Origin of the sequence: Vibrio sp. McD22-P3 (assembly GCF_021568915.1) — a bacterium.
GTDB lineage: Bacteria > Pseudomonadota > Gammaproteobacteria > Enterobacterales > Vibrionaceae > Vibrio > Vibrio mediterranei.
Genome location: NZ_JAKGTN010000034.1, coordinates 13,160 through 34,539 on the forward strand (window position 1 = coordinate 13,160; position 21,380 = coordinate 34,539).

The 21,380-nt window shown below is 44.9% G+C and carries 19 protein-coding genes, 1 other RNA gene and 2 riboswitches; of the genes, 8 read left to right on the plus strand and 12 right to left on the minus strand.

What is annotated here, in order from left to right; genetic code table 11:
- Position 1: 1 nt before the first annotated feature.
- The 4 genes from L2W36_RS25635 to thiD form a co-directional block, all read right to left on the minus strand.
- Positions 2–949 carry an ABC transporter substrate-binding protein gene (locus L2W36_RS25635; protein WP_171390627.1) on the minus strand — a complete coding sequence of 316 codons (948 nt, stop codon included), beginning with the start codon at positions 947–949 and terminating at the stop codon, positions 2–4.
- 18 nt (positions 950–967) lie between these two features.
- Positions 968–1,708, minus strand: coding sequence for an ABC transporter permease (locus tag L2W36_RS25640; protein WP_443088409.1), 741 nt, complete (start codon positions 1,706–1,708; stop codon positions 968–970).
- Positions 1,709–1,770: 62 nt separating this feature from the next.
- A complete protein-coding gene (locus L2W36_RS25645) occupies positions 1,771–2,511 on the minus strand; it encodes an ABC transporter ATP-binding protein (protein ID WP_062460698.1) in 741 nt (246 codons plus the stop codon).
- Entirely contained in the window at positions 2,508–3,329 is an 822-nt protein-coding gene (gene thiD, locus L2W36_RS25650) for a bifunctional hydroxymethylpyrimidine kinase/phosphomethylpyrimidine kinase (RefSeq protein ID WP_088876156.1), read from the minus strand. The genes L2W36_RS25645 and thiD overlap by 4 nt, the downstream gene beginning before the upstream one ends.
- A gap of 70 nt (positions 3,330–3,399) precedes the next feature.
- Positions 3,400–3,501: riboswitch (TPP riboswitch) on the minus strand.
- A gap of 340 nt (positions 3,502–3,841) precedes the next feature.
- Between thiD and L2W36_RS25655 the strand changes: the two genes are divergently transcribed.
- On the plus strand, positions 3,842–6,367 hold the full coding sequence (locus L2W36_RS25655) for a glycosyl hydrolase family 18 protein (protein WP_236111932.1): 2,526 nt from the start codon (positions 3,842–3,844) through the stop codon (positions 6,365–6,367).
- An 82-nt stretch (positions 6,368–6,449) separates the two neighbouring features.
- Here the strand turns inward: L2W36_RS25655 and ribB are convergent, their stop codons facing one another.
- Complete coding sequence (gene ribB / locus L2W36_RS25660) at positions 6,450–7,112, minus strand: 3,4-dihydroxy-2-butanone-4-phosphate synthase (protein WP_006072538.1); 663 nt, start codon at positions 7,110–7,112, stop codon at positions 6,450–6,452.
- A 196-nt stretch (positions 7,113–7,308) separates the two neighbouring features.
- Positions 7,309–7,456: riboswitch (FMN riboswitch) on the minus strand.
- Positions 7,457–7,689: 233 nt separating this feature from the next.
- Here ribB and L2W36_RS25665 point away from each other — a divergent pair.
- Positions 7,690–8,208: a GNAT family N-acetyltransferase gene (locus L2W36_RS25665; protein ID WP_236111933.1), complete on the plus strand. Its 519-nt coding sequence runs from the start codon at positions 7,690–7,692 to the stop codon at positions 8,206–8,208.
- Here L2W36_RS25665 and L2W36_RS25670 read toward each other — a convergent pair.
- On the minus strand, positions 8,205–8,810 hold the full coding sequence (locus tag L2W36_RS25670) for a DedA family protein (RefSeq protein ID WP_236111934.1): 606 nt from the start codon (positions 8,808–8,810) through the stop codon (positions 8,205–8,207). The genes L2W36_RS25665 and L2W36_RS25670 overlap by 4 nt on opposite strands.
- 179 nt (positions 8,811–8,989) lie before the next feature.
- Between L2W36_RS25670 and L2W36_RS25675 the strand changes: the two genes are divergently transcribed.
- Positions 8,990–10,054 carry a threonine aldolase family protein gene (locus tag L2W36_RS25675; protein WP_236111935.1) on the plus strand — a complete coding sequence of 355 codons (1,065 nt, stop codon included), beginning with the start codon at positions 8,990–8,992 and terminating at the stop codon, positions 10,052–10,054.
- A gap of 156 nt (positions 10,055–10,210) precedes the next feature.
- On the opposite strand, the gene L2W36_RS25680 is transcribed toward L2W36_RS25675, so the two are convergent.
- The 3 genes from L2W36_RS25680 to smpB form a co-directional block, all read right to left on the minus strand.
- The gene (locus L2W36_RS25680; protein ID WP_236111942.1) at positions 10,211–12,253 is read right to left on the minus strand and encodes an FUSC family protein; all 2,043 of its coding nucleotides are present in this window, start codon (positions 12,251–12,253) and stop codon (positions 10,211–10,213) included.
- Between the two features lie 194 nt (positions 12,254–12,447).
- Positions 12,448–12,814, minus strand: a transfer-messenger RNA (tmRNA) gene (ssrA, locus tag L2W36_RS25685).
- 67 nt (positions 12,815–12,881) lie between these two features.
- Positions 12,882–13,367 (minus strand): SsrA-binding protein SmpB, encoded by a 486-nt coding sequence (gene smpB / locus L2W36_RS25690; RefSeq protein ID WP_006072527.1) that lies wholly within the window; start codon positions 13,365–13,367, stop codon positions 12,882–12,884.
- 175 nt (positions 13,368–13,542) lie between these two features.
- Here smpB and L2W36_RS25695 point away from each other — a divergent pair, with 175 nt between their 5' ends.
- Together L2W36_RS25695 and L2W36_RS25700 are read left to right on the plus strand one after the other, a co-directional pair.
- On the plus strand, positions 13,543–13,983 hold the full coding sequence (locus L2W36_RS25695) for an SRPBCC family protein (RefSeq protein WP_006072526.1): 441 nt from the start codon (positions 13,543–13,545) through the stop codon (positions 13,981–13,983).
- The gene (locus L2W36_RS25700) at positions 13,973–14,338 is read left to right on the plus strand and encodes an RnfH family protein (protein ID WP_107307153.1); all 366 of its coding nucleotides are present in this window, start codon (positions 13,973–13,975) and stop codon (positions 14,336–14,338) included. Before L2W36_RS25695 ends, L2W36_RS25700 begins: the two co-directional genes overlap by 11 nt.
- A gap of 58 nt (positions 14,339–14,396) precedes the next feature.
- On the opposite strand, the gene bamE is transcribed toward L2W36_RS25700, so the two are convergent.
- The 3 genes from bamE to nadK form a co-directional block, all read right to left on the minus strand.
- Entirely contained in the window at positions 14,397–14,756 is a 360-nt protein-coding gene (gene bamE, locus L2W36_RS25705) for an outer membrane protein assembly factor BamE (RefSeq protein ID WP_236111936.1), read from the minus strand.
- A gap of 170 nt (positions 14,757–14,926) precedes the next feature.
- Complete coding sequence (gene recN / locus L2W36_RS25710) at positions 14,927–16,591, minus strand: DNA repair protein RecN (RefSeq protein ID WP_236111937.1); 1,665 nt, start codon at positions 16,589–16,591, stop codon at positions 14,927–14,929.
- A gap of 184 nt (positions 16,592–16,775) precedes the next feature.
- On the minus strand, positions 16,776–17,660 hold the full coding sequence (nadK, locus tag L2W36_RS25715; RefSeq protein ID WP_006072517.1) for an NAD(+) kinase: 885 nt from the start codon (positions 17,658–17,660) through the stop codon (positions 16,776–16,778).
- Between the two features lie 154 nt (positions 17,661–17,814).
- On the opposite strand from nadK, the gene grpE reads away from it, so the two are divergent.
- The 3 genes from grpE to dnaK form a co-directional block, all read left to right on the plus strand.
- Positions 17,815–18,423, plus strand: a complete 609-nt coding sequence (gene grpE, locus L2W36_RS25720; protein WP_006072516.1) for a nucleotide exchange factor GrpE — start codon at positions 17,815–17,817, stop codon at positions 18,421–18,423.
- A gap of 274 nt (positions 18,424–18,697) precedes the next feature.
- On the plus strand, positions 18,698–19,972 hold the full coding sequence (locus tag L2W36_RS25725; protein ID WP_236111938.1) for a dicarboxylate/amino acid:cation symporter: 1,275 nt from the start codon (positions 18,698–18,700) through the stop codon (positions 19,970–19,972).
- A 280-nt stretch (positions 19,973–20,252) separates the two neighbouring features.
- On the plus strand, positions 20,253–21,380 hold a 1,128-nt coding region (dnaK, locus tag L2W36_RS25730), incomplete at its 3' end, for a molecular chaperone DnaK (RefSeq protein WP_236111939.1).

Genomic DNA, 21,380 nt, shown 5'->3' on the forward strand with positions numbered 1-21,380 from the left:
CCTAAAGTACAGGTACGATGGTCTCTGCTTTTGGCTTTGCACTGATAATTTTGTGTTGATACATGAATTCGGTAAACGCGTCATATTTGGTCGCATCAACCGCAGATGGCCTAAGCGCAAATCGAGTCAACGTGTCACGCCATGCTCTTTTATTGAGTTCGTTGTTTAACGTGTCTGGTGCGTAGGCAACAAACTCATTCCAAGAAGCTGTTGGGTGATTCACTATGTAAGTGGTGGCCTTTTCAATCGCACGGTTGAATTTTAGGATGGCTTCTTTGTCATAACTGTTGGCATTGGCGACAAACACTAGTTCCTCATAAGTTGGTACACCGTGTTCTTCAGGGAAAAAGGCTTTTGGTTTATAACCTTCAAGTTCTAGCTGGTTGGTTTCAAAGTTTCTCAAACCACCCCAAATTGCGTCTACTTTTCCTGATGCGAGAGAGGAGGAGAGGGCCCAACCAACATTAATGATCTGTACCTCGTCAAATGCCACTCCCTCGGTACTGAGCATGGTACCTATGGTCGCTTCTTCGTTACCTGCGATAGCAATACCAATTTTCTTACCTTTTAGGTCTGCTAGCGTGTTTATCTTGCCATTGTCTAATACCATCATGGTATTAAGCGGCGTTGCGATCAGGGTTGCGCTGCGGATCAGTGGCAGCCCAGCAGCCACGTCGATAGTAAGGCTGGTTTGATACGAAACCGCAAGGTCGACTTTCCCCGCAGCAACCAGTTTGGCTGGTGTGCTTGGGTCGGCTGGTTCTTGAATATCAACATTAAGCCCTTGCTCCTTGAAGTAACCTTTCTCTTGAGCAATGACGATAGGGCCATGATTTGGGTTAACAAACCAGTCGAGCATTAGCGTGAGCTTTTTTTCTGCAGCGTGAGCCGGCATGATGCTGGCTGTAGTTAGCAGCAGAGCTGCAGCGAGTTTGAGCATGGATTTCATGGTTTTTCCTTTTGATTGTTATTTATTTTCCCAAGGGATTAGGCGCTTGAGCCCCCAATCGGTAAAAAAGTAAAGCGCGACTGAGACGCTGGCTAAAATAAACAGCGCCGCAAACATTTCATCAATTAACATGCGAGCATTGGCTTGCAACATGAGATACCCCAAGCCCTCACTTGAACCAACCCATTCGCCAGCGACAGCACCGATAGGAGCAACTACGACGGCGACTCGTATACCAGAGGCAAGGACAGGTAGCGAGGCTGGTAAACGTATGTGCCATAGTTGTCGGAATCGGCTAGTCCCCATAGTCTGTGACAAATCCAAATAGCCCACAGGCGTATTACGCAGTCCGTCATAGCAACAAGTGGTAACGGGAAAGAAGATAATCAGTGCTGCCATGACCACTTTGGAGGCAATACCGTAGCCCAGCCACAACATCAGAATTGGAGCGAGAGCGAACACTGGGATAGCCTGGCTGGTTATTAAAATCGGCAGGAGCCAACGTTTGACGGGCTGAAACAACAGCATTTGCAGTGCAAAGAACAGCCCCATTGATAAGCCTAGTAGGAGTCCGAGCAGGATCTCTTGTGTCGTAACCCAAGTGTGTTTAAGAAGTACATCTTGACGCTCGACCAGCTTAACGAGTACGGCCTCGGGTGCTGGTAAGATAAAACTGGGGAGCTCAAACAGCACCACGATAGCTTTCCAAAGCCCTAAGATAATCAGGAAGCTAACCAGTACTCGCAATAGTGTGCTTATCCCTTGCTTTTTCTGAGCAGCCGCCTGTCGACGGCTTTGTTCAGCGACTTGTGTTAAGACTGTCACGAGTGTCCCCCTAAATGTTCTAGGATGGATTGTTGGATGGTTGCGAATTCGCCATCGATATCTCTAGGAATAGCCGATTGTGGAGGGACGACTTTATTAAGCTGGGCGGGTTTCCCGTTCATGACCAATATTTGCTCGCCGAGCCTCAAGGCTTCTTGTGGATCGTGGGTGATCAATAATACTGTTTTATCACACAACAACTGAGCGGCAAGATTTTGCAATTTATGTCTAGTGACGGCATCAAGCGCAGAAAATGGCTCATCCATCAACACTATCGATTTGTCTTGCATTAAAGTTCGAGCTAAGGCAACGCGCTGTTTTTGTCCGCCAGATAGTTCGTTGGGCAGAACATTCGCTTTGCTATCGAGTCCAACCTGTTCCAATAACGCCATGGCTTTGGCTTTCGTATTGGCTTCGACACGCTGACCATTCAAACGTGTGGCTAAACACACATTGTCAACAACGGTTAACCAAGGCATAAGTAAATCTTGCTGCGCCATGTAGGCTACGTTACTCGATAGCTGAGTAAGGCTAGGAACTACAGTTTTGGCGGTAAAGGTGACTTTTTCCGTTAGTAGCCCAGCGATATAGCGCAGCAACGTCGACTTCCCGCAGCCACTAGGTCCTAACAAAGCGGTCCAGCTTCCCGCTTCAAACTGTACGCTCAAGTCTGAGAATATCGGTTGAGCGTCACCTAAATAGGTGAGCGTGGCGTTTTCAATACGAATATGGTTCATCGGTTCAGCGCGTAAAAGTGGTGAACAGGACCGTGCCCCTTACCGATGTCGAGCTCATCGGCATGAGCAATCGCTTGAGTAATGTAGCTTTTACCGTTAGAGACCGCTTGATGTAAGGTATTATTTTGAGCCAAGTAAGACGCGATGGCAGAACTCAATGTGCAACCTGTACCATGAGTATTCTTGGTATTGATACGCGTTGTTTCAAAGATAGACACATCATTTTGAGTAATCAGTAGGTCATTACTGCTGGAGTCTGACTCAAGGTGACCACCTTTAAGCAAAATCGCTGACGTATTGAGTTCGCGTAGCTGGTCAATCAACGCTTCCATGTCATTTTGGGATTGCGGAACTTGGGTGCCAAGTAGGGCTGCACCTTCAGGTAAATTAGGTGTGATCACTGTCGCTAAAGGTAGTAATTCCGCTTTTAAAGCATCCACAGCGGAAGTTTCCAATAGCAGGTCGCCACTGGTAGCGACCATGACAGGGTCGAGAACCACGTGCTTTGGCTGATATTGACGAATCTTTTCTGCCACAGCGCGAATAATATTGGCGTCAGCAAGCATACCGATCTTTACCGCCACTACATCTAAGTCGCTGAATACTGCGTCTAATTGCGCCTGCACAAATTGAGGGTCAATGCCGAGAATACCAGATACGCCTTGCGTGTTTTGAGCGGTCAACGCAGTAATGACTGAGCACGCATAAGAACCTGTTGCTGAGATGGCTTTAATGTCAGCTTGAATTCCAGCGCCACCGCCAGAATCGGAGCCAGCGATTGTCAATACAATAGGAGTTTTAGAGGTTGATGATGTCATATCATGTTCCTTTTCAGGGTAGGAACACAAAATAGGCAGGGCAAAGATCCACTGCGGACGCAGAGTCTTAGTGCGGTGTCTATCAGTTCCCTACGCCAGTGCTAACTGAATCAGGTTCAACGGGTCTCACCACTTTGGTGATCTCAGCGAAAACGCTCCCCGACTAATGAGAAAGGACATTGTTATACAAGCGCTGGTTTTTTTCCAGAATTAAAACGTGAGCTCATCGACTTAAACGGAAAATACCTCCGAGTGCGCTTATTCTCTTGGTGAATGGGTTTGGTGTTTTTTAAGGAAGGAGGTGCCATCACAAGAATAAAATTCTGGGCACAAAGTAAAAATGTGAATGAAAATTCTTGTTACATATTGAGTATTTTTGAGTGGTGACTCGAAGTGAGTTTATTTTTTGAACACAAAATAAACCCCAAGTTCTATTAATTGTTCTCGATGTTCACACTTTTATAACAGGTGTGAGCAGCGTCATTAGACCTTTCAGGGAAAGAGAACAAATAATGAAAAATCTATTATTAGGGGTATCGGCGGTTGCTTTGGCGGTAAGCCAAAGTGTCAATGCAGCACCAGCAAAACCCTCAATTGACGTCTGGGGCTCGAATAATCTGCAGTTTTCGAAAATCCAATTGGCTATGGAGACTACTTCTGGCTACGACCAGATGGTTCAATACAACGATCTAGCAGAGATCAAAATCACATTTAATCAGTGGAGTGGTACCACCGGAGATACTTATAACATCTACTTTGATGGCAATAAGGTGGCGACAGGGCCAATAACTGGTAGCCAAACAACCGCTACGTTTGGTTATGGTCAGGGTGGTTTGTATCAAATGCAAGTGGAAGCGTGTGATGCAACGGGATGTAGCAAAAGTACGCCAATGGAGCTGGTGGTTGCTGATACTGATGGCTCTCATCTAGCCCCTTTGACAATGAATATTGATCCCAACAACAAGTCTTATAATACCGACCCTAATATGGTCGTCGGCACCTACTTTGTGGAATGGGGAATTTATGGGCGTGACTACACAGTAGACAACATTCCGGCAGACAACCTAACCCATATTATCTATGGTTTTATCCCGATTTGTGGTCCTAATGAATCGGTGAAATCTGTGGGGGGCAACAGCTTTAATGCCCTGCAAACCGCCTGTAAGGGCATGCAAGACTTTGAAGTGGTTATTCACGACCCTTGGGCAGCGTACCAGAAAAGCTTCACTCAAGCCGGTCATGACTACAACACGCCAATTAAAGGCAACTATGCCATGTTAATGGCACTAAAGCAGCGTAATCCCGATCTTAAAATTCTCCCTTCCATTGGTGGTTGGACTCTTTCAGACCCATTTTACAGCTTTACCGATAAAGCCAATCGAGACATATTTGTCGCGTCTGTGAAACGCTTCCTCAATACGTGGAAGTTCTATGATGGCGTGGATATCGATTGGGAGTATCCGGGTGGGGATGGCGCTGCACCAGATTTAGGTGACCCAGTAAATGATGGTCCGGCTTATATCGATTTGATGAGCGAACTGCGAGCTATGTTGGATGAGCTTGAAGCAGAAACAGGCAGAGAGTACGAACTGACTTCTGCGATAGGCGTTGGTCATGACAAGATTGAAGACGTGGATTATGGCAAAGCGATTCCATATATGGATTACATCTTTGCCATGACATATGACTTCTATGGCGGCTGGAATAATGTTCCTGGACACCAAGCCGCGTTGTATTGTGGCAACTTTATGCGTCCTGGGCAATGTGATGGAACGGGTGTTGATGCCGAAGGGGTTCCATACAAAGGGCCTGCCTATACTGCGGACAACGGTATTCAGTTATTGTTGGCTCAAGGTGTACCTGCGAACAAGTTGGTATTGGGTGCCGCCATGTATGGCCGAGGTTGGACTGGGGTAACACCTGATACTTTAACTGACCCCACAGACCCTATGACTGGCGTTGCGACCGGCAAACTGAAGGGTTCAACAGCTCAAGGAGTATGGGAAGATGGTGTTATTGATTACAAAGGCATAAAAGAGTATATGCTTGGTCCAGACAACACTGGAGTCAACGGTTTTGAGTACGGTTACGATGCGATGGCTGAAGCAGCCTATATCTGGAATCAAACAACTGGCGATTTGATTACTTTCGACGATGACCGTTCAGTGAAAGCGAAAGGTGCTTATGTTCAAAGCCTTGGACTTGCGGGCTTATTTTCATGGGAGATTGATGCTGACAATGGTGACATTCTTAATGCAATGCATGAGAGTTTAGCTGGCGGAACACCAAGCAATCGTGCACCCTTTGCCAGTGCTGGTGCAGACCAATCAGTTCAAGGCCCTGCGACAGTAACATTAGATGCTAGTGCATCACGTGATAGTGATGGCTCTATCGTAAGCTATAGCTGGGTGCAAACTGGTGGTGACGCAGTGGTTCTTGTTGGATCCGATACGGTTCAAGCGAGTTTTGATGCTCAAGAGGTCACTGCGACACAGACTTATCAGTTTACGGTGACGGTAACGGATAATGAAGGTGCAACGGCCACAGACGTGGTAATGATTAATGTCACTCCAAAAGTGACGACTCCAGATAATACTGCGCCGAACGCGGTCATTACTGGACCGACTACTGCTAGCGCTAATGAAGCTGTGGTGTTGGATGCCAGTGCATCAACAGATGCAGAAAACGATATGTTGAGTTTCAGTTGGCAGACACCCAATGGTCTAGATGTATCTGTTCTAGGCAGTTCAGTAAGCTTTTCGGCACCTAGTGTTTCTGCCGATACGAGTTATATCTTCACTGTGACCGTTAGTGATGGCTCACTAAGTACCAGTCAGACTCATACTGTTACGGTGAGTGCCGACGGACCAATTGGTGGTACTTGTGAAGATAATTGGGATGCGGCAGCGGTGTACACTGGTGGTGATCAAGTGATTTACCAAGGCCAGAACTACAAAGCCAAATGGTGGACGCAGGGTGAAGACCCTACGAAAACAGGCGAGTGGGGTGTCTGGGAAAATACCGGTGCATGCCAATAAGAAAGGCAAGAACTCAATAGCTAAATGCTAGAACCAAAATCGCCACCTAATATTAGGTGGCGATTTTCATTGAAGTAGGGGCTTAAGCTGACTGCTCTGCCGTTGCTAGGCGATATTGAACCATATCTTCAATCGTCAGCACTGGCATGTCATGAAGCTTACCAAATGCAACTATTTCTGGAGCTTTCGCCATTGTTCCGTCTGGGTTAGTGACTTCACAAAGTACACCAAATGGTGATAGGCCAGCCATTTGCATCAGGTCAATGGTTCCTTCAGTGTGACCACGACGAGTTAGTACTCCACCTTGCTTCGCACGTAGCGGGAAAACGTGCCCTGGACGAGCAAGATCTTCTGGTCGAGCACCAGTTTGACATGCTGTCTTGATAGTTGTGACACGATCAGCGGCAGAAACGCCAGTTGTCACTCCCACTTTTGCTTCGATAGAGACGGTAAATGCAGTTTGGTTAGCGCTGTTGTTGTTCTCAACCATAGGCGGTAAGTCAAGTTGCTTGGCTTGTTCATCAGTAATACACAGGCAAACAATACCACTGCACTCACGAATCATAAGCGCCATTTGCTGGTTAGTTAAGTGATCAACGGAATAGATGATATCGCCTTCGTTTTCACGATCTTCGTCATCGAGTAGCAATACACCGCGACCTTCTCGAAGGGCTTGTAATGCGATTTCAACGCGCTCTAGTGGGTTGCCAAATTCAGATAGCAATGAAGTTTGGTTCTGATTCATGGTAATACTCCTAAATAAAAATACCAGAATCAGGGCATAGGTATGGGGACCCTGTATGAAAATACACAGATCCAAAAGATAGATGAACGACACCCGCATCGCCGTAAAGCAAGGAGGTATCATTCTATATTTACAACGTGCGCAACAATACGCACAGCAAACTCTAGTGAGTACTCACTACAGTATCTGTAAATATCATTATCCTCTCCCATCCGGACTTTAACCGTCGGCTCTGGATTCTCACCAGATCTGCTGACCTTAACTCCATAAAGTTAAGCGCTCGCGGGCTTATCAAACATTGATTTACCGCCGGTGGGGAATTTCGCCCCGCCCTGAGAATAAAAGTTAATGTCTTAACGACTTGTAAATGGTAGCGATTTTTTTACAGCTTGAAAAGCAGCAAGGGTCGCATTAATTACAATTACGACTCCAAATATCACTGCTTGTTCTACACTGAACCTTTTCGGTAGCCAAATAGCTACCTTCGTCACTCTATTGAGTTGATGAGTGTGATAAACATGCAGCCTTGCCAAAATTAGGCGGCAGATATGTGTGCCCGATTTAAAAAGAGAACCAAATGCAATTAACGCTAGAAACAGAACGACTTATTTTACGTGACTTTCAACTGGGTGATATCGAGGCATGGCTCACCATAACGTCTCATCCCAAGTATCAAACCTTCTATCCAAAAGAAGAGTGCTCGCCGGAGTTTAATGCGCATTTACTGGAAATGTTTGTCGAGCAATCAGAGCAGCTTCCACGCACCAAATTCCAGCTTGTGATTGAAGGAAAAGAGAGCCATCAAGTTATTGGCACGGTTGGCTTTCGCTTAGAAGCTGATAATCAAGCATCTATAGGCTTCGGTTTAGCGGTTGATAGGCAAGGACGAGGCATCGCGGTCGAAGCCATGTCTGCTTTAATTGAGTTTGGTATTGGTCAATTTGCTCCGACAACCATATTTGCTGAAACTAAAGCAGGGAATAAGGCTGCCATTGCCGTTTGTCGCCGTTTAGGACTCAAACCGTCCGTAGCAGAAGCCAGTCCAATCAATGATATGGATATATTACGACTAGAGTTAGCGGTGACAGTAGACTAACTTGTGCGTCGCTTTCTCGTCATAAGCGCGACGATGAGAGCGACAAATAAGCCGGCTGACACCAACCAAACGATCGCTCGGTGTTGATGATAAAACTGCTGGAATAACTGTAGGTGGTCAAAAGCAAAATGAGTGAGTAAACCAAATACAGCAACCCAAATCGTGGTCGCAAGAGCGTTCCCTAATAAGAACTCATTGCGCGGCATTTTTGCTACGCCACACGCCAGTGGCATAAACTGCTTCATTCCTTCAACGAAACGGCTGATGACTAAGCATGCAGGGCCATAGCGTTTTATCATTGATTGAAGCTTTTGCATTTTAGGGCCTGATACATAACCCTTCTTATCTAGCCACCCCTCAAAATAGTAGCCAATCATATAGCCACAAGTATTACCCAAAAAGCAGCTTAACCAGGATATTGACAGGACCAAGCTTAGATTCATAACCTGCTGTGAAGAGAGTATTGAAGCAGCAATCATCAAAGATTGTCCTGGCATGGGAATACCAATACCTTCTAAAAAGATACTGACAATAAGAGCGAAGTAGCCGTACTGCTCAAGTAACGGTTTCATTGCGAGCAAAAAGTCGTTGATATGTTGCAAGCGCGGTATCCAAATAATGAAGATCTATTGATAGATACTCCTGTTATTCCTGTTCGTCAATCAAAGTCCCGACAAAACCTACACCTCACTGCTGAGCAATCGATTAACAATCTTCTCTTTACTAAACAACTGACAGGTGACATGGTTGACGAACTTTGTATAAGAGAAAGGAAGATAAGATGCAGGATAAGTGTCAAGTTGTATTGCCTGGAAATCGGGCAATTACACCCGCAGAGATGTTTTCGCAAATGGCTGCCTGGTGTGAGCAAAATGGTGTAAAGCACGACAAATATGGTGACGGGGAATTGATACAATCCTTTGAACGTCAAGTTGCAGAGCTTCTCGGATTTGAAGCCGGACTATTTGTAATTACTGGCACCCTGACACAACCCACTGCGCTGCAAATTGCTTGCGAACAGCGAGGCAGTAACAATGTGGCAATGCATCCTTCTTGTCATATCTATATACATGAAAACCAAGGCTATCAGTTACAAAATCGTTTTAATGCATTGCCCGTTGGCAAACCTTATGAGCCTTGGTATGTGTCATCGCTTTTGCAAATTCCAGACACGCTTGGTGCGGTTGTCTATGAATTACCAATGCGAGAAATTGGTGGGCAGTTACCTAGCTTTGGTGAATTAGAGGCGATTAAAAACCACTGTCAAACCAACAACATTCACTTACACATGGATGGAGCTCGGCTTTGGGAGAGTGCCGCGTACTACCAGAAATCTTATCAAGAGATCGCTAATGGCTTTGATTCAGTTTACGTCTCTCTTTATAAAGGTATCGGAGGCTTAGGTGGCGCGATGTTACTTGGTGATAAAACCTTCATTGATAAAGCGAGTGTTTGGATGCACAGGCAAGGTGGTAGTGTTTATCAGCGTTCTCCATATGTTGTCGCAGCGGCGATGCAATTTGAATCACGTATTCAAGCACTTCCTTCCTTATTCGAGCGCACACTTGAGCTCTACCAAATGTTGGCAGATTACCCCTCTCTCACTCCGAATCCGGAAGCTCCGCAAGCTAATATGCTACATATCCATTTGCCAATTAGTCAGAAGAAAGCCATTGCCCTTCGCGATACCTTAGCGCAGCAGCACAGTGTTTGGATTGGCAACCCACAACAAGGGCTACTCGCACAGCAGAGCTATATTGAGTGGTATGTTGGTGACACATTGCTGCAGATGTCAGACGATGAGTTGAAAGGATATCTCGAGCTCATTGAGCAAGGTTGCCAGTAGTACGAGTAAAACCTGCAACCTTTTGACCACCAGTAAGCTTTTGGTCTACGGGTGGTCAAAAGCAAATAACCGACATTAAGAATAAGCAGTTTACTGAAACTGGAAGAGCGATAACTAGCGTAGTTGTCGCTCTTTTTTCTTATATCTCTCGTACAGTTAGCTATTAAGGTTGCGCCTGACTAAATCGTGCATCTGTTTAATGGTCATTAATGCTAACCATATGATCTCTTCTACCGAGCGTTGACCTGATGTAGAGCTGAGTGCCTTGTCTGCGGTTTTATTACTCAAAGCAGGTAGTTCGTGAACTTGTTGGTCGCGCAGACTAAATATTAAGGCATCCATTGCGCTGTTGATTAAATACTCTACCTGCTTGGAACCTTGATACGAGATGCCAGCTCGCACCAAAGGCAAAAGCAAACAGAGGTAATGATTGAGCAGTCGGTAATGGCTTAGCATATCGTCATAATAATGTGGGTCACTGCGAGTGTGGCGTGGTTCTTGTTGCATCTCACTATATACCAACTCAAGGTCACTCTCGGCAGTAAGCATTGCGGCTCTTTGCTTAGTGAGATCTATGTGGCTTCTTTGAGCCGGCTCCGCTTGCAGTTGAGTGTAGCAATACACAAAAAGGCTTTTTGAGCTGTCCAATGCCTTTAGTGCTTGAGAGTGAATTTCTTTACCGCGCCACTGTGGCCATAAAGCGCTGTAGCCTAACAACACTATCGCACCACCAATAAGATTATCGATCAAACGTGGTGCTGCAAAGTTAAGCCCTTGATGAGCCATAGCATGGTAAACCAGAATTAATAAAGCGGTGATACATCCAATAGCAAGCGAATAACGGCGCATGATATTAAGCATAGCGACGGGCAGTAATACAATTATCAATGTGTATATAGCTGTGGGCGGCACTCCAATTTTAATGACAGTTGTTGCAAACAAGACGCCCAAGGCGGTGCCTAAGCAGCGCTGCCATGTCTTACTGCGTGTGGCTAAGAAGCTAGGTTGGATCACCATTAACATGGAAATAAGCACCCAATCAGGACGAATCAATTCGAAATACTCAGCAATGCCTGCGCCAAGGGCAAACATTAGCCCCACACGAGCGACGTGTCGCCAAATTGGATTGTCTTTACTTGGCCAGCGCAAGGAAAGCTCGAAGGGCTGTACTTCAAAAGAGCGTTCGTAGGCGGGTTCGTTTAACTCAATGCGATGAGAGATGTGTTTAATCGCATAGGCCCAGTAGCGGAAACGCGGTTGATCTTCAAGCTTTACCGCTTCGATGAGATCGTGAGCCTCTTGCTCGAGTGAACTTAAATGGGCAGCCTTCTCATGCGTGTTGTACAGCAACTGTCTCGCTTTGCGTCTGAGCCTTTGCTGACAGTGTTGGCTCCATACCAATAGTAGGTCACGTTTCGACTTACTGGATTGGAACTGTGATAACAGATCTGGGTTATTAGTGTGGCTGCTCAGAATAACTTCAAAAGTATCCAGAGCGAGAAATAACGCCTGTCTAAGATCGTTAACGTCCTCATGTTTTGAGCGAAATGACTCAGATTGAAGGGCTTGTTGAAAAAGCTCAATAAGCTGGTATTTGATAAGACGCTTAGGAGCTTCACTTTCATTCCCTAACAAAAAAGCTTGTCGATATTGAATGTAGTCTGCCAATTTCTCGTAGATCGCCGAAAGGCAAACTCGCAACGCATAATGTTTCCATAAGGCAAACCATAGCCAGCTGAAGAGCGCAAAAGTGAGCGGTCCAAGCACTAACATTGGATACAAAAGGGTGCCGGAGTGTGAATGATAAAGCGACAAAGTCACCACGGCGATAAGCAAACTCGACATACCCAGCCGTCCCCAGAATGGTCCATTAACGGCAAAACTTGCCATCACGGCACCAATAGCACCGTAAGTAAGCCACAAGGGTAATTCAGTCAAAAGCAATACGTAGCTAGCAACGAGAGCAAGACTCCACGTCATTGCAGTAATAGCAAACCGAGTCCAACGTCTAGGCCCCGCAGTGTCTAATCCGCTGATCAATGCTGCGGGCATTGTCATCAAAGCGGTCATCGCAATATTAACCTGATGGAATAACACACCTAAGCCAATAAAAATCACAATGGCGCTGGTGGCTCGTAGCCCTAAGTTGATGGATGGTGAGTACCAAACCTTACGTAAAATGGCAGGAGAAATGGTCATAAACCCTCGACACTTATTGTTATCCATTCAGTGTAACTCGAATTGTTACAGTTGTTTCGGTATCAACTACAGATTACTAAATTGTCGAGCTGAGAAGGCTAATTTGACCGCAAAGTGAATTGGCTTCGTCTGGGGAAGGTCATAAGAAACAAAAAGGGCGATAACTCTAAGAGTTATCGCCCTTTCCAAACGTTTGGTGGAGCTGGCGGGAGTTGAACCCGCGTCCAGAAACCATTCATCATTGGTACTACATGCTTAGTCGATCTTTAATTTCACCACCAACCTGCGAACCGACACGCTAGTTAATGGCTAACCTGAATTATAATTCGCCGTTCATCTCTCAGGTGGGAAAATCCGGGCTAGCGCGTTTGGGTTTGATCTCTCGTTATTCCCCGTCTTACGTGCGGAAGCTAGGGCGAGAGAGCTCTGAGCAGGTTATTAAGCTGCTAGTGCGTAGTTTTCGTCGTTTGCGACTATTTTTTTGCGGCTTTTTACGTGGCCAACCGCCCCACGGCATGCACCTCAGACTGCAAAATTCCTGTCGAATCCTAAATCAGCCCCAAAGTGTTCCTTGCATAGTACCAGAAAAGCTTACGCTGTCTAGCTTTGCAAGTTTAAGTGGTCACTATTAACGCAAATTACTCTTCATAATTCGTGCTTTATCGCGAGCCCAATCTTTTTCTTTTAGATCAGCACGTTTGTCGTGAAGCTTTTTACCTTTCGCAACACCGACTTTGAGCTTCGCCCAAGAGCGAGACCAATAAAGTGCAGTCGCTACTAATGTCATACCATCACGGTTAACCAAACCAATAAGCTTGTCTAGTTCACGACGGTGCATCAGTAGTTTACGAACGCGAGTCGGTTCAGCCACGATGTGTGTAGATGCTTGGTTAAGCGGAATGATAGACATGCCACTGATGTACGCCTGACCATCACGGATATAGACGTAACTTTCTGCGATATTAGCTTTGCCTTGGCGAAGTGATTTTACTTCCCATCCTTGCAGCTCAATTCCAGATTCAATTTCGTCTTCGATGTGATATTCGTGGCGAACTTTTTTGTTCTGAGCGATGGTATTGCTACCCGCTTTTTTCTTTGAATTCTTCTTTACCATAATGGAGTCATTATAAGGTCTGTTTTTGGATTAAGGAAAGGCTTTTATGTGCTTGATTGATAAATTAGCAACAAGGGTGTGTGCTTGATTATGACGAAACGTAAGGTCGAGTAACTTGAGCTAACTCAAGGTAAACAGTAGAATCGGAGGCAGCCTTTTATTTTGAGGAAATTTTATGCAACAAGTGACGCGTTCAGCATTGGTGATGTTTAGTGCTGATCAAATGTTTAACTTGGTCAATGATGTTGACAGTTACCATGAGTTTTTGCCTGGTTGTTCTGGCTCTCGAGTTTTGGAGTTATCGAACTCAGGTATGGTGGCGTCGGTCGATGTATCAAAGGCCGGGATCAGTAAAACCTTTACGACAGCGAATACCTTGGTGCATGGCAGCGAAATTTTCATGGAATTGGTCGATGGTCCATTTAAGATGTTAAAAGGCGTTTGGTCCTTTATTCCTCTTGATGATCAGGCCTGTAAAGTGGAGTTGAAGCTAGAATTTGAATTTTCGAGCAAAATGATTGAATTGGCGTTTGGTAAGATTTTCCACGATGTGACCAGTAATATGGTCAATGCATTTACCAAGCGTGCCAAAGAGGTGTACACCTATGAGTGCTGATAGTCAGCTTATCCATGTCGAAGTGGTGTATGCACTACCTCACGAGCAGCGCGTGTTTCAACTGGTTGTAAATCACGAGTCAACGGTTGAAGAGATCATTCAAAAGTCAGGCGTTTTAGCGGTTTATCCTGAGATTGATCTTGAAAACAATAAAGTGGGTGTGTTTAGTCGTAATGTTAAGCTGGACGCGACAGTACGAGATAAAGACCGTATTGAAATCTATCGTGCGTTGCTAGCTGATCCGAAAGAAATTCGACGTAAGAGAGCAGAGCAGGCCAAAATGGCTGGAACCGCTGACCCAGTTACTGGTGGAAAACCTGCTGCGCAGAGAAAGTCTGAATCTACATCCAGTTAGTGGTGACGTTTAAAAGACTCAAATAGAAAAGCTCGCTAAATGCGAGCTTTTTTGATGTCTAGTTTAGGCTTTCGTAGAACTGGTCACTGACTTCATAATCGCCAGAGATACTGGTGAGAGTGCCTGTTGCATCGAAGTTGGCAACCAGATTACGTTGCACTGGATCATCGTGACCTTTCGTTGCATGGTAAATGTAATACCAAGTATTTGGGTAGCCATTTTCAATCAGCATAGGTGAGCCAAGTACGAAACGAACTTGTTCTTTTGTCATGCCGAAACGTAGCTGTTCAACAGCCGTTTGCTCAACAAAGTTACCTTGGTTGATATCGATACGATAAACGATTTTTTCGATCACTGAACATCCTGTCAGCATCGTGAGCGCGAGTGGTAATGCGATCAACCACTTTTTTAATTGCATAGCTTTAATTTACGACTTTGATTTTTGAGACTGCAAAGATAATAAACAAGGATGAAGCAGAAGTAAAAACTTGTCTGTCTTAGATTGTAACTAGAGACGCTATTTTATGAGTTAGCTTACAATCCTTGTTTAAAAAAACAATCCGATGGAACTATCGTGAAGTCACGCAATCACGCCGCAATCAATAGCTCTTTCGCATTGGCCAGTGTGCTATCGGTAATCTGGCTACCGCCCAGTAACCGCGCTAATTCACTGATGCGTTGTTGTTCGTTTAACGTCAACATACTGGTCTCAGTTTTGTTGGCTTTGGTAGTTTTCGTAACAAATAGCTGTTGATGGCCATGGCCCGCAACTTGAGGTAAGTGGGTAACGCACAGTACCTGAGTTGATTCTCCGAGCTTACGTAACATTTTGCCTACGACTGCTGCTGTTGGACCACTGATACCCACATCTACCTCGTCAAAGATGAGGCTCGGTGTGTCAACTTTTTGTGCAGTAATGACTTGAATCGCGAGTGAGATTCGAGATAGCTCACCACCAGAGGCTACTTTCGCGATTGGTTGCATTGGTTGACCTGGGTTGGTGGAAACAACGAATACCACGTTATCCATACCTGTTGGGGAAGGATGCTCTTGCTGGAAATCAACGGTAATGGCGAATTTGGCCTTCTCCATGCTCAACTCATGCATGCTTTGTGAGATCAATTTGTTGAGCTCTTTCGCGTAGCGTCCACGAGATTTGCTTAGCTTTTCACATGAGCGCACGTAAGCGTCGAAATGTGCAGATACTTCTTCTTCCATAGCTGCTAGTTTTTCATCGGAGCAGTCCAGTGCTTCAATTTGCCCCAGAAGATCTTGATGATGTTGGTACAGCTCTTCGGGCATCACATGGTGTTTTCGAGCCAGAGACATAATCTTTGAAAAGCGTTCTTCTACATAGGCCATACGTTCAGGGTCAACATCAATCTTATCAAGGTAACTGCGCAGCTCGGTATTGGCCTCCTCTAACTGAATCATGGCTTCTTCAATCATATTGGGAAGGGCTGTCAATTCAGTGTCTAAGTCGGCAAGTTGAACCAGTTTACTGCTCACAGTTTGAAGCATACCTAATGCATTGACTTCTTCACCTTCATAGATGATATCAATAGCTTGCTGACAGGTGATTGCCAGCTCTCCGCTATTGGATAGACGTTTATGTTCTTGTTCTAATTCGGGAAACTCTTGTTCGCCAATCGCTAGCTCATTAAGTTCTTTTATTTGGTACTCTAAAAGTTGAAGCTGAGCGAGGTTGTTAGCACTGTTTTCTTTTAGTTGGGATAGTGCAATATCGGCACTGCGCCATGCTTGGTATTTATTACGAACTTGTTGCAGTAGATTGGTGTGACCCGCGTATTGATCAAGCAGTGACAATTGGTAGTCGCCTTTCATCAACTGGTGATGAGCGTGCTGACCATGGATATTAATTAGAAGTTGCCCCAATGACTTTAATTGAGATAACGGAACAGGGCTGCCATTGATGAAGGCACGCGAACGACCTTCTTTAGTAATGGTGCGTCTTAAAATACATTCAGTGCCATCAAACAAGTCATTATCTTCCAGCCAACGTGTTGCTTGTTGGTTGTTCTCGATAACAAACGCCGCGGTGACCTCGGTTTTATCTTCACCAGCGCGAACGGCTCCTGCTTCCGCTCTGCCACCTAAGCAAAGTCCTAGTGCATCAATCGCAATCGATTTACCTGCGCCAGTTTCACCGGTGATGGTTGTCATACCTGTACTGAGTTCTAACTGCAGAGATTTTACAATGGCAAAATTATTAACACTTAGATGAGACAGCATTTTTAGTTACCTGTTTAAATGAACACTACTGTATGTAAATTCAGTATATACTGTTTCTTTATACAGTAAAGTTGTACAGGTGTTTTTTTATGTGATTGAACGCACTGTTGTTAAATTTGTCGTCAATGTTAACGCTAGATACGAAAACCCCAGCATTATGTGCTGGGGTTCATCAATATGATTTTTAAAACAATTTGCTTGACCAGCCAAGCTTGTTTCTTAGGACGTGGTAATAGCTATAGTCTTTAGGGTGAATCAGTTTCAGGCGATTCGGGCTTTGGTAAATATGAATCTCGTCACCAGGTGAGACAGGTAAGGAGATTTGCCCGTCACAACTGACTTCTTGAGTGCCTCGGTTATCGGGGGAGACAATCAGCTTAATGCGACAGTTTGCATCGACAACCAAAGGGCGACTAGAGAGAGTGTGAGGAAACATCGGCACCAGCGAAATCGCATTTAGGTTTGCGGACAGAATAGGGCCGCCTCCTGAAAGCGAATAGGCTGTTGACCCCGTTGGTGTAGAAACGATTAGCCCATCAGAACGTTGGCTAAATGCAAAGGTATCATCTATGTATACCTCAAACTCGATCATATGTGCGACTTGTCCAGGGTGAAGGACTGCTTCGTTGAGAGCGGCATTATGACTCTTTATCTGGCCATGACGATGAATTTCGGCTTCAAGAAGAAAGCGCTCTTCTTCACGAAATTCCCCTTGAAGTACGGCCTCAAGAGAGGTTTCAAACCCTTCTGGATTTAAATCGGTCAAAAACCCTAAGCTACCTCTATTGACGCCAATAACCGCAACATCGAAGCGCGAGAGAACTCGAGCTGCTCCGAGCATGTTACCGTCACCTCCAACCACAATGGCGAGATCAGCTTCACGTCCAATACGGACTAGGCTAAAAAAGTGTTGTCGTGGGATATCGACGAGAATGTCGATAAGCCGGTCGTCCACCAATACTTTGTAGCCTTTAGAGGTGAGCCAGTGAAACAGTTCTTTATGGGTCTGAACGGCTTTCTGTGCTCTTGGTTTGCCTATGATGGCGATCACCTCAAAGGGTTTTTTCATATCACTTCCAAACTAATAGTGCTTGAATCACAAATCTTCATCCCCATAATATACCCAAAGTATGTATATATGCAGTGTTTGGTATGATTTTGATCCAAGTTTTATGGGCAAGTCATATTCTACATTGCCTTGAATTGAGTATTCCGGAGAAACCATGAGCAACGAAGAAAATAAGGTAAACCAAGAAGAGCTGCACACGCAAGAAGCGGAAGCGAAGCAAGCTGACGCTGATGTAGTTGGTTCTGACGCTGATGTTGAGTGGAACGAAGAATCCGAGCAAGATATTCAAGAATCGAAAATTGCTCAACTAGAAGCAGCTTTGCTAGCGAGTGAATCGAAAGTAAAAGAGCAGCAAGATGCTGTGCTTCGTGCAAAAGCAGACGTTGAGAACATGCGTCGCCGCACAGAACAAGAGATCGATAAAGCACGTAAATATGCACTGAATAAGTTTGCTGAAGAGTTGCTTCCGGTAATTGATAACCTTGAGCGCGCTATCGCTGCTGCTGACACAGAGAATGAAGCGGTAAAACCGATTGTTGAAGGCGTAGAGCTAACTCACAAAACGTTCGTTGATGTAGTAGCTAAATTTGGCTTGAAAGAAATTAACCCTGAAGGTGAAGCGTTCAATCCAGAGCTGCACCAAGCGATGTCTATTCAGGAAAGTGCTGATCATGAACCTAATACCGTAATGTTTGTTATGCAAAAGGGTTACGAGCTAAATGGCCGCGTGATCAGACCAGCTATGGTAATGGTGTCTAAATAACAAGCAAACAGTTAGGGATTGACACTAGAGGTTTATCCCGCTTGTTTTTGATTTATAGAGAAATGAAGCCTTATGGGCTTCATTTTTTTTAGTTATTTATTCTAATAACCTTTGAAAAAATAGGCGATAGTATTTTAAATTTTGGATAACAAAATGTAAAATTAATGCTTTATTTTGAGCTTCAGATCTGTAAGATGCCCTGAGCTTTCTACTAATAAGAAAGTAAATAACTATAAAAACACAGGGACTAAACACAACATTCTGGAGTTTATGAATGAATAAATCACTATCCCAAAAGATCTTTATAGGTCTATTTGCTGGCCTGCTAATTGGTACAGCGATTCAATACTTATTCGCAGGTGTCAGCATTTTTGACCAATACCTACTTGGTTTTGCTGAAGGTGTGGGCGGCATGTTCGTCTCGCTTATCAAACTGCTTGTTGTTCCACTCGTATACGTTTCTATTGTCTGCGGTATCGTAGAACTTAAAGACATCAACTCTTTTGGCCGTCTAGGCGGTAAAACTTTTGCGCTTTATATTCTTAATACTGTAGTCGCTATCACTTTTGCGTTAACAATCGGTATGATCGTTCAGCCGGGGGCGGGTGCAAACCTTGGTGGTACAGTAGCTCAAACCGTTGAGATTACGTCAACCACAACCCCTGATATCTTCTCAATGATCACTAATATCGTTCCAAGCAATCCAATTCAGGCGTTTGCAAATGGCGATATGCTGCAAATCATCTTTATGGCAATTTTGACAGGTCTTGCCATCCAAGCATTGGATAAGAAGGGCGGTCCTGCTGTGAATGCGTTCAAAGTAGCGAACGACATCATGATGAAGCTCATTGGTCTAGTCATGAGTCTTGCTCCTTATGGTGTGTTTGCTCTTATGATTCAACTAGGTGCAACTCTAGATGCTGGTACGCTAGCTTCAGTGGCAGGTTATGTGGCACTGGTTGTTGGTATCCTTGTGCTTTGGATTTTTGTTGTGTATCCATTAATGGTGGGCGCAACAACCAAGATGACTCCTTCACAGTTTATTCGTGCGACTCGTGAGCAGGTACTGTTCTCACTATCAACAGCAAGTTCGAACGCTACGATTCCAGTAACGATGCGTACTTTGACTGACAAAATTGGTGTGTCTAAATCGGTAGCTGGTTTTGGTGTTCCACTAGGTGCAACGATGAACATGGCAGGGGCGTCTATTTATATTGCTATCGCAACTATTTTTATCGCTAATGCGTTTGGTCAGCCAATTCAAATGAGCGACCTATTTACACTAGGTTTCACAGTTCTACTACTTTCTATTGGTGCTGGTGGTGTTCCTGGTGGCGGCGTTGTCATGATCGGCGTTATCCTGCACCAACTAGGTTTGCCACCAGAAGGTCTGGCTATTGTTGCTGCAGTTGACCGTATTAATGATATGTTCTGTACAAGTTCTAACGTTGTTGGTGATACTGCCGTCAATACGATTGTAGCGGGTAGCGAAAATGAGCTTGATGTTGAACAAGGTTCGGAAGCTCAACTTGCTGAAAGCCGTGCTTAATCACGTTATTTAACGATTTGCAAAGCGGAGCCTTAAAAGCTCCGCTTTTTTTATTGATAGTCATGCTTTCAAGAGGTTAGTTGCCCCTTTTATAGACAGTTTTTAATTTCTTCGGCAAAAAACTTAATTTTTTTTACCTTCCTCCCTTGAAAAGCATTTTGCAGCCCTTATTTAAGGTTCATACATAAAACAAACCTATTGCGAGCGGGTGTATTGCCGGCTCAACGCTCCATACCGGAGCTTGCAAACGAAACAATAGAATTTATTCGGAGATAGCCTGATGGGTAAAATCATTGGTATTGACTTAGGTACTACTAACTCTTGTGTTGCTGTTCTAGACGGCGACAAACCACGCGTAATCGAAAATGCTGAAGGTGAGCGTACAACCGCATCGGTTATCGCTTACACAGACGGCGAAACGCTAGTAGGTCAACCTGCGAAACGTCAAGCAGTTACAAACCCAGAGAACACGCTATTTGCAATTAAGCGTCTTATCGGTCGTCGTTTTGAAGACGAAGAAGTTCAGCGCGATATCGAAATCATGCCTTACAAAATCGTTAAGGCTGACAACGGTGATGCATGGGTAGAAGCGAAAGGCCAACAAATGGCTGCTCCTCAAGTATCTGCTGAAGTACTTAAGAAGATGAAGAAAACTGCTGAAGACTTCCTAGGTGAGGAAGTAACTGGTGCAGTTATCACAGTTCCTGCTTACTTTAACGATGCACAGCGTCAAGCAACTAAAGATGCTGGTCGTATCGCAGGTCTAGAAGTTAAACGTATCATCAACGAACCAACAGCAGCAGCACTTGCTTACGGTCTAGACAAGAAAGGCGGCGACCGCACTATCGCAGTTTATGACCTTGGTGGTGGTACATTCGATATCTCTATCATTGAGATTGACGAAGTTGAAGGCGAGAAGACATTTGAAGTTCTAGCAACTAACGGTGACACGCACCTTGGTGGTGAAGACTTCGATAACCGCATGATCAACTACCTAGTTGAAGAGTTCAAGAAAGAGCAAGGCATCGATCTTAAGAACGACCCTCTAGCAATGCAGCGTGTTAAAGAAGCAGCAGAAAAAGCGAAAATCGAGCTTTCTTCTACTTCTCAAACTGACGTAAACCTACCTTACGTTACTGCAGATGCAACTGGTCCTAAGCACATGAACGTAAAAGTGACTCGTGCGAAACTAGAATCTCTAGTTGAAGACCTAGTACAACGTTCTCTTGAGCCACTAAAAGTTGCTCTAGCTGATGCAGACCTATCAGTAAGCGACATCAACGACGTAATCCTAGTTGGTGGTCAAACTCGTATGCCTATGGTTCAAGCGAAAGTGGCTGAGTTCTTCGGTAAAGAAGCTCGCCGTGACGTGAACCCAGATGAAGCAGTAGCAATGGGTGCTGCAGTT